We start from the raw sequence: 18,111 nt of genomic DNA, 5'->3' as shown, positions 1-18,111 counted from the left end.
CGCCTTCGCCGTTTCATTTTCTTGATGACCATGAGTTTAGTCGCTAACAATCCAGAGTTCAAAGCCATGCATGCCTACAATGTACAGGTAAAGAAGATGAAGAAAATAAGGTCCATTATGAAACTTTGTGGCAAACTAGCTCGAATACTTGTTGGGATGGCTCGCCGAGGCGAAGCCTACAACCCACCTAAAACCTTACCAATTCAACTAGCAGCGTAACCTACGCCCTACCGTTTCGTTGTACGAGTTTTGGCTTATTCGCAGGATTTCAAAGAAAGCACGGAGTACCGGATACATTGAACCAACACCGACCCGTACCGTTAGCAAGACCGGCCTCCACCCCTTGGATAGGCGTAACGAAGGAATGAGAAGGCATAGACCCGTTAAGACATCGGAGTGAAGACCTCCGAGGGCGGCGTGGAGAAAGCGTGCAGTAAATGGAAGTACATGGGGCAGCTTTATCCCCCCCTATTCCCGTACGCCTTCATGTTGCCGAAGTCTAATACGGTATTCCCCCTTCTTGTCTTCACCCTTTACCATACGGGCGAAATCCTGCGAATAAGCGAGCATTCGTGAGAAAATCATATCGTAACAAGGGAGTTCAACGAGGCTGCCGTTCAATGCCGGCTGCCTCGTCTTGGTGATTATGAAGTTATAGTTCACCGCTAGCGTAATGGCTTCTACTTTAACACTACCCAATTATCCAATCGCTGGAACTCAATGGATAGCTTTTTCGTTTGTAGCCATTGAATTACCTGAAGAACGAGTGGAGAAGAATTGTTAGCAGTAATTTCTTTTATCGGTAGCCATAATGCACCAAGTGAATCCTGCCCTTCAAACTTTTCAGGAGTCTGCGTAAGAGTACCAACGAGTATTTGAACCAAATAAAACATGGAAATATGATGAATATGAGAAGTGCCCCTTTTGTGTCATTCATAAGGAATCAAATAATCACAAACGCCAACATTCTCTTTAACTTGTACGTTAATTCCAGTTTCCTCAAGGAATTCTCTTTGCACAGCCGCTGCTAATGATTCATTTGCTTCAACCGTTCCGCCAGGTAGGTCATATCGTCCGAAGTATGAACCACCTCCCTTTTAAATAACTAATAGTTTATCATCATTCAAACAAATCCCATATGCACCTAAATGTCGATGCCAATGCTCATTTTCACTCAATACAAACACCCCGCTGTATATTTCATCAAATGATTTCCAGTATCCTGCCCGTTATAGCTGAACAAAAATTTGCCTTTTATTAAAATAAAAACAAAAAACCCGACCTCACGAGGTCAGGCTTTCCTTGGCGGGTATGGAGGCTAAGGGTCTCGCCCCCCTTATATACAGACTTTTTTATCAATACATTCTCATCCACCCGACATTTGCTGGTAAGATACCTAAAACTGCATTGCTATCTTCGTGTAGTCTTGTTCATTCGCAAGGCAGTACTGTACAATGCCAATCCTCTCCTGCCATGTTGTCTTCCGTCCCATGGTCATAGCTGTTGTTCCACCTGCATAGGTTTTTAAGCTGCCCCGTTTAGATAATACATAACCGCTTAATACTTGATTTTTTCGGAATAACTACGATTGTGGGTGCGGATCTAAAATCCTCGTAACCGTATAATCGATAACAACGTTGCCAATTTGCAAGCGTAGTCGTGGCTCAGCCATACATTTTAAAAGCTATCCTCACTCCAATGTTACCAGCTTCGATCTCTAGAAGTATAGCCAATTTTTCCTAAGCATTCAGTTTATTTTTAGGCATAGAAAATGCTCCCCTACAGTAAACAGGCTTTGATTATTTCACCTGTCTACCGTATGAGGAACATATCAGGATTACCTCTCTAGCACCGCGATTTCTTTATTTCCACTGACTTTTCCAACAAGTACACTTTCTTGTCAAGTAAATAAACATACTTTTGGGACATCTCCATCCGGTTTTGACGATTCCATTGCTGTCTACTATGATCACTTAGGGCATAACTCGAATGGAATCGACCAGCATATAGGTACCGGATTTCTTGACAGCCTTAAGCGTATGGCTTCCGCTTGTCAATCCCGTCACCTGGTAGACGACTTGATTGGCCTGCCGCGCTGTGCTCGACGTGTTGACCGTCGTCTGGAACACATTGTCGATGTAGATGTCGATATTGCCCTGTGACGCATCTTTCTCCGTAATGAGCTCGACGCCAGTTCCCGTGAAAGCGAACTGGAATGAATCGTTGTTTGTTTGGGTGAAATGTACGTCATTGTTGTAATCGCCGAAGCCGCGATTATTATTCAGCGACCAAGAACCTGTATAGACGATGTTGGGGTCGGTGTCGTTGTACTGAATGCGATTGCTTTTTATTTTCAACTGGTCGAGCAGCATGAACGTACCGTTCTTTTTCACAGCTTTGATCGTATGCGTGCCGCTTTGGAGACCGCCTATGCTATACACGGTTTGCTGGACGAGACGCGAAGGATTGTAGGTGTTAACAGTTTGCTTAAAGGCATTGTCGATGTAAATATCGATTTCGCCTTGCGCCGCTTCCTTCTCAGTAACGAGGTCGACTCCAGTTCCGTTGAATGTGTATTGCACAGAATCATTGTTCGTCTGTGTGAAGTGGACGTCGTCCTGATAATCGCCGAAACCTCTGGCACTGTTTAGCGTCCAAACGCCCGAATACGTAAAGCCCGGATCCGTATCGTTCACAAGGAGCGGAGACGCCACGAAAAAGCGCAACTTGTCGAGCAGCATATAAGTACCTGATTTCTTGACGGCTTTCAGCGTATGTGAGCCGTTTGCTAGTCCACTTATGCTGTAAACGGTCTGCTGCGTCTGCCGCGTGGCGTTATACGTACTGACCGTTCCTTTAAAGTCGTTGTCGATATAGACGTCAATATTACCTTGGTCGGGAGCTTTTTCCGTAATCAGGTCAATCCCAGTGCCCTGGAATGTATACTCAAAGGCATCGTTATTTGTCTGGGTAAAATGTACATCATCTTGATAATCACCGATTCCACGGTTATAGCTGCGCTGCCAGGCGCCCGTATACTTGACGCCAGTATCGTCGTTGTTGGCTGTCACGGAGCCGCCGGCTACCCTCACCTTGAGCAATCGCGATGCGTGTGGCGGCAAATTGATTGAACTGTAACCCGTGTTGAACAAACCGAGGTCGCTGTGGCTCCAGAGATCGCGGACCGTCGCGGCGCCGTTCAGGCCGATGTCGTTCCAATTGACTGTCACCGTCGCGGCAGTGGAACCGAGATTGAATAATCCGACGGTATATGTGCCATCGCCGTTGTTAGCGTACCAGACTTGTTGGTTGGTCGAAGTAGATACAGGATGGGCAGGCCTGCCTGCTTGGTTGACGGCGATCACTTCGTCGTTTGTTAGTAATGCCAGACCGAAGGCGTCTAGATTTGTAAGATCGTTGCCTATATATAGCTGTGCTGAGGACATCGCCCACAGTGACATTGCTGTCCGCCGCTCGTCCTGTGTCAGGCCATCCATTGCGCCGTTGCCGACGTTGAGTGAGTCGAAATCATTCCAACCGCCCGGGCCAGCGTCCCGCCACCAGACTGCCGCATCTGGGAACAGCCGCGCGATGTTCGGCCAGCTCGTTAGTGCCGTATTAACACAATAGCATTCGACGTCCCAATTGACCCGCCATCCGTTGGCATATTTCTTCCAAGTGTCGACGTAGTTGTGATCGAGTGCCCACGAGAGCTCGAACCATATGCCACGAGCGCTCAGCGCTTGCGACCAAGCGATGACGTCATCGCGGGCATCGATCGACGTATTATTATGTCCAGAGCCGGGGGTAACACTGTCGAACTTTACGAAATCGACGCCCCACGAATCGATTAGATCTACGATTGAATCAACGTACTTTTGGGCACATGGGTTGTCGAAATCGATTTTGTAGCCCAAGCCCCAATAATCCGCGGTAGTCAGCGGTTGGACGGCAATGTCCTGCGTCGAGCAACCAGGTGCATCGTATATCGGCAGATCGGCGTTGTAGATTTGAGGTGAGATTCCCGGAATAAAATAAAGGCCGAACTTTTGACCGTTTGCATGCACGTAATTAATGACTTCGCTCAATCCATTCGGATAAAGCGTCGTGCTCGGAACAGGCCGACCGTAACCGTCTATGCCGTCGTTCCAGCCTGCATCCACATTGATGTACTCGTATCCGTGAGATTGCAGATTCTGATGCATCGCGTCCGACTGCGCTTTGAGCTGCGCCGCCGTGTTCCAGGCGCCGTTACCAGAATACACCTGCATACTATAGCTGCTCCATCCCATGAGCGGCTTCAGTGCCAATCCGTTGTTCGCCGCCTCCGCGACATGGGGCGGTGGGAAGCCGTACCCTCCTAAACTGGCGGTCAGCAACATGATGAGTCCCAGAACGATCGAGACTGCCGGTTTGATCGTTGTATACCTCTTAGCACTTATTATTGCTATTGCTTTGTGTAGTTCCTTCTTCATAAAATCCTCTCCTTCACTTTGATAGAATAACGTCAAGAACGCTCAGCTAGCTTATTGCAGGTGTACCCTGGTAAGACAGCGCTTTCTTTGCTTCGATCATAGTTGCTGTGAAGACTATTGGACAAGGTACATTAAAGCGCTTTCAGGTATAACTTTACTGTTTACATAGGGTGTGAAACAGGATCGTGAATGATCGGCGGTCGGCTGAAGTGCGACGGTTTGCGGCATCCAGGTCAGTCCGCGAACCGAAATGACCAACGTGCCCGTGTTCGAGAGCGAGCGGGTATTCATTACCTTGTCACTCTTGAGTCTGAGCTCTTTGTCGTTCACACCAGCCGCAATTGATATTATAACTTCGTTTTGAAATCTGACCTCGCTGGTTCAGCGCGCGGGAAGCGTTAAATTTCCGTATGTGGAGGTAATTATGCTATGGGCCAGTGTTTTCGAAGTCGTTGTTGCCACTGTTACCGTGATCGTTACGGGTCCTTCTTTGCTGGCGTTGAAAGTCGACGCGGCTGTTATCGTTGCAGGCTCTAGGAGTTGCATCTGCCACTACCGCCTCCGTTCGCATTACCGTCACGAAAACGTTGCTTAGCAATCATCCGTTTTGTACCCGTAGTTGCGATATTCCTGCGGCGTGCAGCCTACTATCTTCTTGAACAAGTACGTGAAGTAGGCCTTCGTCTGAATGCCGACTCGGTCTGCCACCTCATACATCTTGATGTTCGGGTCCTGCAGCAGCTTGATCGCCATCTGAATTCGAGTCGCCTGTACGAACTCCGAGATCGTCTTGCCCATCTCACGCTTGAATAGCACGCTCAGATAGCTAGCGTTCAGATCAAACTGCTCAGCGAGTTGTTTTACCGTCCAATTCTCCTGCAAACGCTCCTCGATAAAATCGGCTACCATACGAATTAGATGATGCTGCTGTTGGAGTCGGTCCTTCTTCTCGACCTGCATGTAACGGTCCACGTATTCTACCAGAAGCTCCACGATCTGCCCCGTGCTGCCACAATCGAGCATGCGACGCCACATGAGGATGTTCGTGTCACCTTCCGGCGCGTTGTTCCATTTTAAGGTTCGGATCAACTCACTTAGAAAACTCATACCGAACGCCTGTACATACGAGTAGGAAACCGGCTCTTGGGACAAAACCACATCCAGTATTCGGTTCATATATCCGCCTACTTTCGCCGCATCCCCTTCTTCCATGAGTCGGACAATGTTCGGAATCAGTTCCTCGCGCAACCGGTAATCCTTAAACTCGCTCGCGTCGCCGCCGTTATATCGGACGATCTGCCCATCCTCAACAAGGCGCGACTTGGCCATTGCGAACTTGATCTCCTTGTACACGAGCACGCAGTCCTCCCATCGGTCGGCCAGGCGGCTACAACCGATCGTTACCTTCGCACCAAAGCGGTCGCCCATCATGCTCTGAACGAAGGCAAGTTGTTTCTCCAATCTGACTCTCTCCTCCGAGGTCGGATTCAACTGTATTGCGACCAGTTCCTCTGGATTCGTCTGAGCGATGTAAACCGACTCCATATCGGACAGCGCGACCTCGACCGTCTGCCTGAAGCTGTTGCCGAGGAGCATCCGCTCCTTCGCTTCGCGTCCCGCCGTGCCGAACGAATCGAGGCCAAATACTATTGCCTGATACCCCTCTACGATGTCTGGGAGCTCTAACAGCCCACTCCACGACACGATCAACTCATTTGTCAGCGGCATGTCTGCGATCAGATCACTGACGAAACGTTCCTTGACGAGCTTCATGCTACCAGTTAACTTTTTCTCTAGTTCGGTTGTCTGCTCGACAACGTGGCGCATCTTCTCGATGGTTGTTCGGAACGACGTCAACCGGGTGCTCACCTCGTCCGGCTTGAGTGGTTTCAGTACGTAGGCCTGTGCACCGACATGAATGGCGTCCTGTACGAACTCGAATTCGCTGTAACCGCTGATCATGAGAACCTGCAGCTGCGGGTTCAGCAGCTTCGCTTGTTCAACGAGTTCGATTCCGGTCATACCGGGCATCGCCACGTCGGAGATCAGCACATCAAACGATGCACTTCCTAACTCCTCCAGCGCCTCTTCCCCCGACTCGAAAAGTGCCGGTGCCCCATAGCCAAGTGCTTCCCAATCGATATTGCGCGCCAGCCCATATAGGTTGGACGGTTCATCGTCGACAATAAGCACGTTAATCATTTTGAGCCTCCCTTCTGATCTGCGGTGGCGAAGACCGGGTTGGCATATCCAGCTCGACCCTCGTCCAGGCACCACGCTCCCCGAGGAACTTTAACGTCGCGTCTCCACCGAAGTAAAGTGCTAACCGTTTTCTAATGTTCGCGATGCCAAAGCCATTCCCGTTGCTCCACGCCTTAGACGAGCTACTCACGTAAGTGCCCGTCTCGAGTTCCCATTTCGTTTTCTCCGCTATGCCTAGGCCATTGTCGTACACGGATAGGCGAAGCCGTCCATTTACCTCAACGGCGGAAATGACGATCCGGGCGTCCGGCTGACGGGCGATTGCTCCGTGCTGGTAACAGTTCTCGACGATCGGCTGCAATACTGTTTTAATCGTATAACAGTCGAGTGCAGCCTCGTCGATCTCCCATTCGACGCGCACACGGCCCGGATAGCGGAACTGGCAGATGTCCAGATACGCCTTCACATGGTCCAGTTCGTCCCTCACGCGAATGACGCTGATCTGGTTGTTTAGTGTTAGTCGGTAGAAGGTGGTTAGCGCGTCGATGATCCGAATCTGCTCGTCGTCTTTCACATCCATCGCCCTCCATCGGAGCAGACCGAGCGAATTGTAGATGAAGTGCGGGTTAATCTGTGCCTGCAACGAACGGAACGCTTGCTCCTGCTCCATGAGCCCGGCGCGGGTTATGTCCTCAACGAGCTTCCCGAGCCGCTCCGACATCGAGTTGAAAACGTTCTCCAGATCCCCGAGCTCATCCCGATTCTGGTTGCGCACCGTCACATCGAATTCTCCCTGTGCAACGTCGCTCATACGGGCACCTAATTTGCGAATGCGCCAGACGATGTTCTTAACGATCACCATCATGAGCGACACCGACAGCAACAGGAAAAGCGCTGTGATGCCAACGATCAGCAGCAGAATCGTTAGATTCTGGTGATCCATGCGCTTCTTATGAATCAATGCGACGACCTGCCAACCGGACTGTAGCGGCTTGATGATCTGCAATTCCCGTGTCTGGGTTAAATCCAGTACGTTTCCACCTTTCTCACTCGTACCGGCGTCGCTTATGGGAGTGTCGTCAGTGGCGGCTTCGCCCTTCAGTAGGATGTGCTTACCAATACTGGCTGGGTCGGAGGCAGTAAGAATGCGATGCTTCATATCAACGATATACAGTCTGCCACTGCCTTTAAACGGATGATCGAGCAGTTCGCCGAACACGGCGTCATAATTGAGCAAAATGTAAACCAATCCAAGCAGTTCGCCGCTCGGACCAATGATTTTGCGGGTGATGATGTTCATCTTAGGATTGTTCGGTACATTGCTCCATAACAAAGGCGTGTCAGATTCCATCCCTATTCGGTACCAGGACCGCTCGTCCATGCCGGACAAATTCCGATCCTCAGGGCGCCACAGCAATTGACCGTCCTGAACGAGCGACTCGTTCGTATGATAAATCCGGAAGTCAGCGATACCGGGCAAATATTTACTCGTGATCAAAAATGTTCGGTCGACGTAATTGACCGTGTCTACAATCTCAGGCATATCTGTATATTCACGTCCGAGCCGAGCGATTAACTCTCCGTCAGTTGCCGTCCTTACCGCTAGCAGGTCGTAACTCATCTTGCTGAATTCCACCATTCTAGCCGATTGCCGAACCGCCTCGTCCGCAGCAGACATATAACTCTGATTAAAACTGTGGATGACCAGATAGACAGCACCGGTCCCTAGCGCGAGCGTCGGTAGCAGCAGAATAAGACCGTACAACACGAGAATTTTACTGTGCAAGTTCATCTTGCGGGTAACCCCGATGATCCACTTCTCTAGATGTCTTCTCAAGCGTTTTCCTCCCCTTCGATAAACGGAGTATATTACGGTCACCTCTATTCGGCAAGCATACAACCTCGCACCAGGAATGCAGCGGAAATCTTCCATAGCTCGTCGAGCTGTTTGTCTACTAGCTTCGACGTCTTCCAAAAGCCGGAAAAGGAAGCCATCGCGAACGCGACGGCTTCCTTTCGGACTTCGGAGACGCAGGCGATCAGCTCGTCAGAGGCAGCTCCGCATGCCATTCTTCCTTAAGTTCGCTCCAGTGGGCCCGCTTTTCTAGCGCGGAACGGAAGTCATTCCAAACAGACTCAAACTGCTCGTCGTCTTTGGCCATCAGCAATTTGGCCTTGTACTCTTTACGCACATTCTCAAGTTCCGGCAAGTACTTCTCCCACAGCCCGCCGGTTTTGGCTTTCACCCGGTCGTACGGCTCGGCTACACGAACACCGCCCATCTTGCCAATCGCTTCCGTAAAGTCGATCGTCTTCTGCCGACCTTTCGGCTCCATAACCGCGACGTTCCACCACGGATACCATTCGTTGCTGTAGGAGGACAAGCCGTACAACTCAGGCGTCGTGCTTGCCTTCTTTGCTGCATCCCCCGAATCGTGAGGAACTTGATACGCCGGATCGGTATACTGCCACTTGCCTAACGGCTTGTCAGTCCAGTCCCAGAAGACGCCTGCTGGGCCTTCGTTTGCAATTTGTTGCATTTCCGGTTTCGGCTGCAGCATATAATTCATGAACGAAAGGACCGCATCGAGGTTTTTCGTATCCTTGCTAATATAGATATCGTTACCTGGGTACGGATTAACGATCTGATTCGCCCCTATTTGGTCGACGCCCGGCACTTGCGGATAAGGAATCGTGTCGTAATACCATGCCGTTTCCGTCGGGCCGTCAAGTGTTTCCCAGATGTGCGCATCCATATTGAAGAAGCCGCCGGCGTTCATTGCGATGCGTCCGGACTTCACCTTTTCGCGATAACGCTCCGTCTTGTCTGTTATAACTTCGTGATCGAGCAGATTTTCACTGTACAGCTTGTTCATCCACTGATAGGCTGCCTTGTACTGTGGATCGTCATAGATGAACTGGTAGTCGTTACCATTCTTCTCCACGGGAATGACGCCACCCGCCGTTGCCGTCGAGACGCCGAATGTGCTTAAAATGACGTTCTCGTCGCTCGCTTCTGAAAGGAAGTCGAACGGTATGAGCTTCTTTCCTGACGCGTCCGTCACTTGAGAGGCGGCTTTTAGATAACTCTCCACACCATCGAGCGTTTTTAAGTCGTCTTTCGTCAGACCGGTCTTCTCAAGCACGTCGGTGCGAATAAACCAGCCGAGAGAAGCCCAGCCCGGCCATGGATTGTCAGGATTTTGGTCGAACCAGCCTGGAATAGACCAGATATGGCCGTCCGCGTCCTTCATCGCTTCTAGGTACTTCTTCGGTATGGCAGCAAGGCTTGGATACTTTTCTGGCATGTTGAAATATTTCTCAAGCGGTAGTATTTGACCCGAACGAATCATTGCTGAATTGACGACATCGTTACGAGCGAATACTGCAGCGTCATCGAAGCCGCCACCGTTCAGCTTCAGGTTAAGCGCCGTCAAACTGTCTCCCTGCGTCGCTTCCAGTTGGACGTCGATCTTCGGTTCATTTTCCCGCCAATACGTTTGAACCATGCTGTCGTTGTTGATCGTAGCGTTCCAGCCAAGCCAAAGTTTAAAAGCCTTCGGCTCGTCAGAATTCTCCAGATCGGATGAAGCAGGCGCAGACGTGCTGGTTCCGGACGAAGCAGGCTCGTTGGTGTTGCCTCCCCCGCTAGAGCATGCTGTCATCCCCATCATCAACAGGGTAAGCCCAAATGCGATCATACTCTTGCTTTTTTTCATCTTCTGTAAAACCATTGATGTGTCCCCTTCCTAGTCTCAATTTGGTATAGGATGAAGCCTTATACCCAGTAAAATGGCGCAATAGCTGTGCGATGTTAGCTCGGCCGCTTAGCGGCTAGCCTTTGACAGAGCCAATGAGCACGCCCTTGACGAAGTACCTCTGAAGAAACGGATAGACGCACAGAATCGGGATAGCGCTCACCATGACAGTTGCCATCTTGATCGACATCAACGTAATGTTTGACAGTCGCGTTCCACGGGCCATCGCTTCGATGTTGTTGTTGGAACCTAGCACGGACGACAGATCCTGTGCTGACAGCAGCTGCTGCAAGAACGTTTGTACCGGAATCAGATCTTGATCCGAGACGAAAAAGGCGCCGGCAAACCAGTCGTTCCAGTGCATGACGCCGGTGAACAGCCCGATCGCAGCAAGCATTGGCTTAGACAATGGGACTATAATCGACCACAATGTTCGCAGAGGACCGGCGCCGTCTAGTTCAGCCGATTCGATGAGCGCATCGGGGATGCCCTGGATGAACTTCATCATGACAAACATGTTCCACGCCGAGAAGGCACTCGGGATGATATACACCCAGAACGAATTGAGCAGTGACAAATGATGAAGCTGGATATAGAACGGAACAAGACCGCCGTTGAATAACATCGTAACAAGCACGTAGCCAAGTAACGTCCCCCTCAGCGGAAGTCCGCGATAGGACAAGCCGAAGGCGGCCAGCAAGGTGACAAGCAGGCCAAGGGCTGTCCCGATAATGGTACGCAGTACGGTGATGCCATACGCATGACGGATGACTGCGTTGCCTAGCACAACCTGGAAGTTCGACAGCGTGAACTCCCTAGGCCACAGGTAGACGCCGCCCTTGGCTGCGTCACTGCCGACATTAAGCGAGATGGCGAGCATGTACAAAAACGGATACAGCACAGAAAGACAGAGTAGCGCGAGAAGCCCTATAATGAGCGTCTGGCCTATCGATTCGCTTGCGGAACGTTTCATAGGTTACCAGAGTCCCTCCCCATTTAGCCGTCGGGACAATCGATTCGTCCCTAGCACGAGAATGAGACTGATGGCGGAGGACAGCAAACCGATTGCCGTCGCAGGCCCGAAGTAACCCTGTTGTAGGCCGTTGCGCAAAATGTACGTGTCGAGTACGTCCGCGACTGGCTGGTTAGCCGGGTTCATAAGTGGATAAATCTGATCCATACCGACGGCGATCAGGCTCGGCATGCTCAGAATAAGCACGATCGAGACAGTCGGGAGAATGCCGGGGAACGTAATGTGACGAATTTGAGCCAGCCGACCGGCTCCTTCTACCCGAGCTGCTTCGTATAGCTGCGGATCGATCGTCGTAATCGCTGCCAAGTACAAAATCGTGTTCCAGCCCACTTCCTTCCACAGCCCGCTTGCCACGATCATCGGCCGAAACCATTCGGTCGAGCCGAGGAAGAAGATCTGTTCGCCCCCGAGGTCAGTGATGAATTGATTGACAAGTCCGCCGTCTAGCGTCAACAGCGACTGTAGAATGTAAGCCACGACAATCCAAGAAAAGAAGTGCGGCAAGTAGCTGACGGACTGCACGAACCGCTTAAACCCGCTGTGCCGCACCTCGTTAATGAGTAGCGCTAGAAAAATCGGTGCGGGAAAACCGAAGACGAACTTAAGCGCAGCAATCCACAGTGTGTTGCGGACCACGACCCAGAACTGTTCGTCGTGTAAAAATTCGAAATTGTCGAGCCCGACCCACGGGCTGTTCCAGATCGTGCTGCCGATGTGAAAATCTTTGAACGCGACCTGGATACCTGCCATCGGAATGTAGCTGAATAGGAACAACAGGACGACGGCTGGCGCGATCATGACATATTGCCAACGGTATTTGGCTACTCTTGCTAGCATAAGATCACCTCTCTAGGACCCATTATACGGGCAGGCTCCAGAGGGCAACAATGTCACAACGATTGGATTATTATCGCTCTGATTGGATTTGATCAAAAAAAAGTTCTGACTGTGGTAGAGAGATAGCTATTTGGGTTAGCTATCTCTCTTGCAGGCTAAAAGGCGGTTCTCACAAGTTCATGAGGAGCGAATTCTGCCGGGGGAGACGCCGTATTGCTTTTTGAATAGATGATAGAAGTGACTTAAATTGTCGAAGCCTGCTTCATAGGCAGCTTCTATAATGTCCATGCTCGTCGTGAGCAACAGGTTTCGGGCATGGGCGAGGCGCAAGCGGTTCAGGTAAGCGGTCGGCGTCGTCTGCAAATACTGCTTGAACACGCGATTCAAGTGCCCGGGGCTGCGGCTCGTCAGCTCGTTCAGACGAACCAGACCACTGACGAAGTTCTCCTTCTTCTGTAACTCAAGTAACAGATTATCTAGCCATGGTGGCATCGCCTTCTGATTCTCATCCCGATCCTCAAAGAAGTAGAGCGCCAGCGCATCAACCAGCCAGCTGCGGGCCGCTGAGCGCGCTTTCGACTTGTCGATCGTAGAATACACCATGATCTGGTTGCCTTTGCGTGTCAAAGCGTCCATATCGGGCTGCGCTAGTCGGAGGAGCGGCGGCTGCTTCGCCCGCTTCAGCCTCGCTGAGAAACCGGGACTGCCCAAGAATTCGAAGGCGCTCTCAACCGCTTCCGAATAGAAGTTGACATTCATGAACCTGCAGTCGGATTCGCCGCTGAAGTCGTAGCCATGCTTGTCGCCAGGGCGGATGAACACCATCTCTCCCTCTTCAAGCGTCTGAATCTCACCGTTGATCAGATGCATGCAACGACCGGCAAGGATGACGAAGATTTCGTAAAAGTCGTGATCATGCAGCGGATAAGCGTACTTAATGGATTCTACGATATGGCAGTTGGATTGCACCTGCGGATCGATCAACTTCGCGGCGCGAAGCATATTAGCCTTCAATCTTTTATACCCCCTTGTTCCTAATGAGGATGAACTCAAATCTGATGTTAATATAGCACAATAATCCGCGATTTGATTACAAGACATGCCGAGTTACCGATGTTATGATCTAGCTGTTTCTGGTTGTGAAAACCCATTTTCGGGATGGGAAGAATACATAATTAGCACAAATATCATGTGGAAATCGGGAGGTATCGAAATGCAGTCACTACTGCTGAACGGCAATTGGCGAATGAAGCGAACCGACGAGCACGAATGGATCGACGCCGTCGTCCCCGGCTCTGTCTTCAACGATCTGCTTCGGGCTGGCAAAATGGAAGACCCTTTTTATCGTGATAACGAGATGGCCGCTCTAGCGCTGTCGCAATTTGATTACGAATACCAGCGAAACTTCGAGGCAGACCCGGCACTGCTCGCACGCGACACCGTCCTGCTCCGCTGTGAAGGACTGGATACGCTATGCGAGGTGTTGATTAACGGTGTGCTCGTGCTGAATACAGATAATATGCACCGCACGTACGAGACAAACATCAAGGATGCGCTTCGGAACGGGCTTAATGATATTAGCGTCGTCATCCGCTCGGCAACGCGATTCGTCATCGAGAAGGACAAGGAATACCATCTGACGAGCTGCGCCGACGCAGTGCCGGGCATATCTCATCTACGCAAGGCGCATAGTATGTTCGGTTGGGATTGGGGGCCTAAGATACCCGATGCGGGCATCTGGCGAGACATCTCGATTCTCGGCTATGATCAAGGCCGGATCGACGACGTCTGCATCACGCAGCACCATGAGGCCGGTACCGTTCGGCTCGATGTCCGTATCGAAGCCGTGCGATTGATGCCGGACGCCGAATTGACCGTGTATGCCGTGCTAGAAGCTCCAGACGGTACTTTATTGGAGAACGAAGCGATCTCAGATTCTGCCAGCACATCGCTCAGCTTCGAAATAACGAATCCTCAGCTTTGGTGGCCTCGCAACTATGGAGAGCAGCCACTGTATGCACTGCGGGTCATTTTACGGAGCAATGAGGTCGAAACCGATGGTCGAACGCTCCGAATCGGCTTGCGTACGCTTGTTGTCAGGCAAGAGAAGGACGAGTGGGGAGAATCGTTCGAATTCGTTGTTAATGGCCGAAACGTCTTCGCCATGGGGGCCAACTACATCCCAGAAGATAATGTATTCGGCCGGCTGAGCCCTGAACGGACTGAGCGGCTGCTGCAGAGCTGCGCGGAAGCAAACTTCAACTGCATTCGCGTCTGGGGCGGCGGCTATTATCCCGACAATCAATTCTACGATGCATGCGACCGGCTAGGACTGATAGTCTGGCAGGACCACTTGTACGCATGCGGCGCCTATGACTTCAATGACGCCTTCCGTGAGAACATTCGCCAGGAGACAATCGACAACGTAAAGCGCATTCGCCATCATGCTTCCCTCGGCATATGGAGCGGAAATAACGAGCTGGAATACGCGTGGGCTAACTGGGGCTGGACGGAAAGATACGGCGAGAAGCTGCGTGATGCTTATCTGCTCCAATTCGAGCAATTTCTCCCCGAGTTGAATGCGGAGACTGATCCGAACACGTTCTACTGGCGTTCGTCTCCGTCATCATACGGAGGCATTGACGATCCGAATCTGGAAAACGTCGGAGATATGCACTACTGGGACGTCTGGCACGGCCGGAAGCCGGTTAACGAATTTCGGACGTTGTTCCCGCGGTTTATGTCCGAGTTTGGGTTGCAGTCATTCCCGTCACTCAAGACGGTAGAGTCGTTTACGCTGCCGGAAGACCGCAACATCTTCTCTTACGTCATGGAAGCACACCAGAAGAACGGCACTGGCAACGAGAAAATTCTCTACTATATCAGCGAATATTTCAAATATCCAAAAGACTTCGAATCGCTATTGTACGTCTCTCAGCTCATTCAGGCTGAAGGGATGCGTGTTGGCGTCGAGCACTGGCGGCGGAACCGCGGTCGGTGCATGGGCGCGATTTATTGGCAGCTCAATGACATCTGGCCAGGCGCGTCCTGGTCGAGCCTCGATTACTTCGGCCGTTGGAAAGCGACACAGCACGCTGCGAAGCGCTTCTTCGCCCCAGTGTTAGTCTCTGCTTGCGAGGAAGGGACCGACGTGTCGCTGCATGTAACGAACGATACGCTCGAGTGCTTCGATGGACTGCTGAGTTGGCGCCTGCTCGACCGCCGCTCCGAAGTGATTCGAACCGGGGAAACACCGGTGATTGCGGATGCACTCTCTTGCCGTGAAGTTGTCGCGCTGGCGCTCGGTACCGAGTTAGATACGCCGGACAAGCTCCGACAGCGTTACCTAGAGTTTACTCTGTCGACAGACGGCCGGGAAGTGAGCGGCGGGATGGCGCTGTTCGTCAAGTCGAAGCACTTCGAATACCTCGACCCTCACATCACTGCTGAAGTCGCCGAAGAGGAAGACCAATACGTCGTAAGCCTAAGTGCAGAAGCGTTCGCAAAGTTCGTGTTACTCGATCTGCGCGATGCGGACGCATCTTGGAGTGATAACATCTTTGATTTGTCAGCATCTATCCCGAAGCGAGTCGTGGTACCGAAGAGCAGCTTATCGACAGCGCTATCGCTGTCGCAATTCCGAAAACAGCTCTGCGTCTGCAGCCTGTTTGACACTTACGTCTAAGTGCACAAGTGACTTAGAAACGCCATTCCCTTCTTTGAACTGAAATGAATGGCCTCGTTATCGATAATTGCGGATTAGATGGGGAATAGCAAGCAGTTGTTTTGCCAGGTATGTTGACAAGAATTTAGCTGGTATAGCTTAGAAGATGCAGCCGCTCGCTTAGATCGGCTGCATCTTTGTCATTATTGGACTATTTCACATCTTTATCGCACCAGACATAGCGTAACACCGGGTGTCATCTATGATTACCATAAAACTCAAACGGAGAGCATCTCCAACCTGCATGTGGTTGGATACGTCAGTATTCGAGCGGGATTCGAAAGCTCATTATTAATAAGTGAGATCATTATTCTTTGTGCATTTGGTTAAATCTTGTCACTTCATCCACCGACAAGCGGACCGTAGGATGGCCATGTTTTATCGACTTACCAATAGCAATCAGAATAATCGGTAGATAACGTTCGCTGATACCAAATGTCTCCTTGAATTTATCAATATCGTAACCGCCCATTGGCACCGTGTCGAGGCTGCGTGCCCGCGCTGCTAGCATTAGTGCCATGGAAACGAGGCCTGCATCCGTCGAAACAATCTTCATTCTCATTTCGGAAGAAACTGTAGGATGTTTGGCGATGATACGCTCCACGAATGATTTAGCTATTTCTTTAGACATGAATCCTGCTTCAGATGCGCGACCGTATATCGTCTCAGCCTGCTTGTAATACTCCAGATCTGCAAGAACCGCAATAAAGGCGGAAGCGTCGACCACTTGCTGTTGATTGTTTGCGACTGGCAGCAGTTTCAATTTCATCTTTTCGTCATCAATTACAAGGAAATGCCAAGACTGAAGATTGCCTCAAGACGGCGCAAGAATGGCTTCCCCCAGCAGATCATTCATTTCTTCGCGTGTTATCTTGAAGCTTGAATCATATGCTCGCACGGATCAGCGTCCGCGGATGACCGCAGAAAACGATTGATCTTGCGTGTCCGCTCCATTAGACATAGTGATTTCCTCCTCTTAGCCGCGTTCCAGCAAGTGACAATCACTTGGTTCGCCATATCATTTATCAGTTCAAGATAATAATGCTGAATGCCCTTCAGAAGATTGACATTGGTGTAATAAAGTAGGTTTTAGTTCATTTTTCATTAACCCACAGAATTACTACCAAATTTCATTCTGAATGTGGATTTACTTACCGCATAGACGGAAACCAAAATAAAAGCGATTCCAGTTATGATCCCCAGTGTCAAGAAAGTTCCTCGAAGTGTCGAGACGCCTATTAGTTGAATACCATTTAAGACGATTGGTGTAACGAACTGACCTAAATAAGTGAAAATAAGCAACATTGATATGGCTGAAGTAAGTCTACTTTTTGGAGCTGCCTCCATAATGCTCCCCATGAGCATTGGATAAACTAACCCAAACCCAAAACCTATTAAGGAAACACTCAAAATCACTAGGCTTAGCAAATGCGTTACGCTAATCATCACAAACGCAACACCATATAGTAGGACTACGAGAGGAATAATGGCCTGTTTAAATCGTTTCGCCATACCTTTTACACACAAACCACCAATGAATATGGCAAATAGAGACATAGCAGTCACCATTGTCGTTCCTGCAATGATTTTTTGTTTATCCAAACCGTCTGGCTTTTCGTTAATCAAAGGCTTCAAGATGTGATTGTCGATTAACGATTCATTAACAAGACTTGTAATATAAATAATTAGCCACTGGTTTTGATCAGCAAGCAGAACATCGTGAAAAACAATATCGAAACAGTTATTGAATACTTTTCTGAATATCTCTTAATTTTGGTCTAAATCCACGGATATCAAAATAGTAGAATTATCGCTGGAATGGTGGTCTTCCAATATCGTCGGATAACCGGACTCATGCATCCACTTTTGTAACCATTTCACCGAACATCCCCCCCGATGCTAATATATGTTATTAACACCGTTCCCCATCAATTCAAAAAAAATCTTATATACAATAAACAAATTTGATCGATGTGCCTCATCATCTGTGTTCATTTGCATAAAACACGCCACGACGCTCCTGAACGGTTCATCTGGAGCATGCCACCTGAGCATCTTCCTGTCATCGATGTCTATGCGTCC

At 50.2% G+C, this 18,111-nt stretch carries 10 protein-coding genes and 3 pseudogenes; 2 read left to right on the top strand and 11 right to left on the bottom strand.

Going from position 1 to position 18,111, the window contains the following annotated elements:
• Nucleotides 1-219, top strand: a pseudogene (locus A7975_RS34465) (IS110 family RNA-guided transposase); the annotation flags it as partial.
• A gap of 249 nt (nt 220-468) precedes the next feature.
• On the opposite strand, the gene A7975_RS33615 reads toward A7975_RS34465, so the two are convergent.
• From A7975_RS33615 to A7975_RS09655, 9 genes and pseudogenes are all read right to left on the bottom strand, one after another.
• Nucleotides 469-699 carry a hypothetical protein gene (locus A7975_RS33615; protein ID WP_141680265.1) on the bottom strand — a complete coding sequence of 77 codons (231 nt, stop codon included), beginning with the start codon at nt 697-699 and terminating at the stop codon, nt 469-471.
• Between the two features lie 230 nt (nt 700-929).
• A pseudogene (locus A7975_RS35395) lies at nt 930-1,061 on the bottom strand (NUDIX domain-containing protein); the annotation flags it as partial.
• Between the two features lie 912 nt (nt 1,062-1,973).
• Nucleotides 1,974-4,475 (bottom strand): glycoside hydrolase family 27 protein, encoded by a 2,502-nt coding sequence (locus A7975_RS09690; RefSeq protein ID WP_065385057.1) that lies wholly within the window; start codon nt 4,473-4,475, stop codon nt 1,974-1,976.
• A gap of 591 nt (nt 4,476-5,066) precedes the next feature.
• Entirely contained in the window at nt 5,067-6,677 is a 1,611-nt protein-coding gene (locus A7975_RS09685; RefSeq protein WP_065385056.1) for a response regulator transcription factor, read from the bottom strand.
• On the bottom strand, nt 6,670-8,514 hold the full coding sequence (locus tag A7975_RS09680) for a cache domain-containing sensor histidine kinase (RefSeq protein ID WP_141680264.1): 1,845 nt from the start codon (nt 8,512-8,514) through the stop codon (nt 6,670-6,672). Before A7975_RS09680 ends, A7975_RS09685 begins: the two co-directional genes overlap by 8 nt.
• A gap of 202 nt (nt 8,515-8,716) precedes the next feature.
• Nucleotides 8,717-10,411 carry a type 2 periplasmic-binding domain-containing protein gene (locus A7975_RS09670; RefSeq protein ID WP_255314248.1) on the bottom strand — a complete coding sequence of 565 codons (1,695 nt, stop codon included), beginning with the start codon at nt 10,409-10,411 and terminating at the stop codon, nt 8,717-8,719.
• Nucleotides 10,412-10,511: 100 nt separating this feature from the next.
• Nucleotides 10,512-11,408, bottom strand: coding sequence for a carbohydrate ABC transporter permease (locus A7975_RS09665; protein WP_065385054.1), 897 nt, complete (start codon nt 11,406-11,408; stop codon nt 10,512-10,514).
• Nucleotides 11,409-11,411: 3 nt separating this feature from the next.
• Nucleotides 11,412-12,305 (bottom strand): ABC transporter permease, encoded by an 894-nt coding sequence (locus A7975_RS09660; RefSeq protein WP_065385053.1) that lies wholly within the window; start codon nt 12,303-12,305, stop codon nt 11,412-11,414.
• A gap of 177 nt (nt 12,306-12,482) precedes the next feature.
• Nucleotides 12,483-13,406: a helix-turn-helix domain-containing protein gene (locus tag A7975_RS09655; protein ID WP_255314247.1), complete on the bottom strand. Its 924-nt coding sequence runs from the start codon at nt 13,404-13,406 to the stop codon at nt 12,483-12,485.
• Here A7975_RS09655 and A7975_RS09650 point away from each other — a divergent pair.
• Nucleotides 13,405-15,990: a beta-mannosidase gene (locus A7975_RS09650; protein ID WP_483295912.1), complete on the top strand. Its 2,586-nt coding sequence runs from the start codon at nt 13,405-13,407 to the stop codon at nt 15,988-15,990. The genes A7975_RS09655 and A7975_RS09650 overlap by 2 nt on opposite strands.
• A gap of 346 nt (nt 15,991-16,336) precedes the next feature.
• On the opposite strand, the pseudogene A7975_RS09645 reads toward A7975_RS09650, so the two are convergent.
• A pseudogene (locus A7975_RS09645) lies at nt 16,337-16,831 on the bottom strand (nitroreductase family protein); the annotation flags it as partial.
• Nucleotides 16,832-17,133: 302 nt separating this feature from the next.
• On the bottom strand, nt 17,134-17,631 hold the full coding sequence (locus A7975_RS09640) for an MFS transporter (RefSeq protein ID WP_141680263.1): 498 nt from the start codon (nt 17,629-17,631) through the stop codon (nt 17,134-17,136).
• Nucleotides 17,632-18,111: the final 480 nt, after the last annotated feature.

The organism is Bacillus sp. FJAT-26390 (assembly GCF_001682865.1).
GTDB lineage: Bacteria > Bacillota > Bacilli > Paenibacillales > Paenibacillaceae > Pristimantibacillus.
This window is presented reverse-complemented; position numbering and strand designations above follow the sequence as displayed.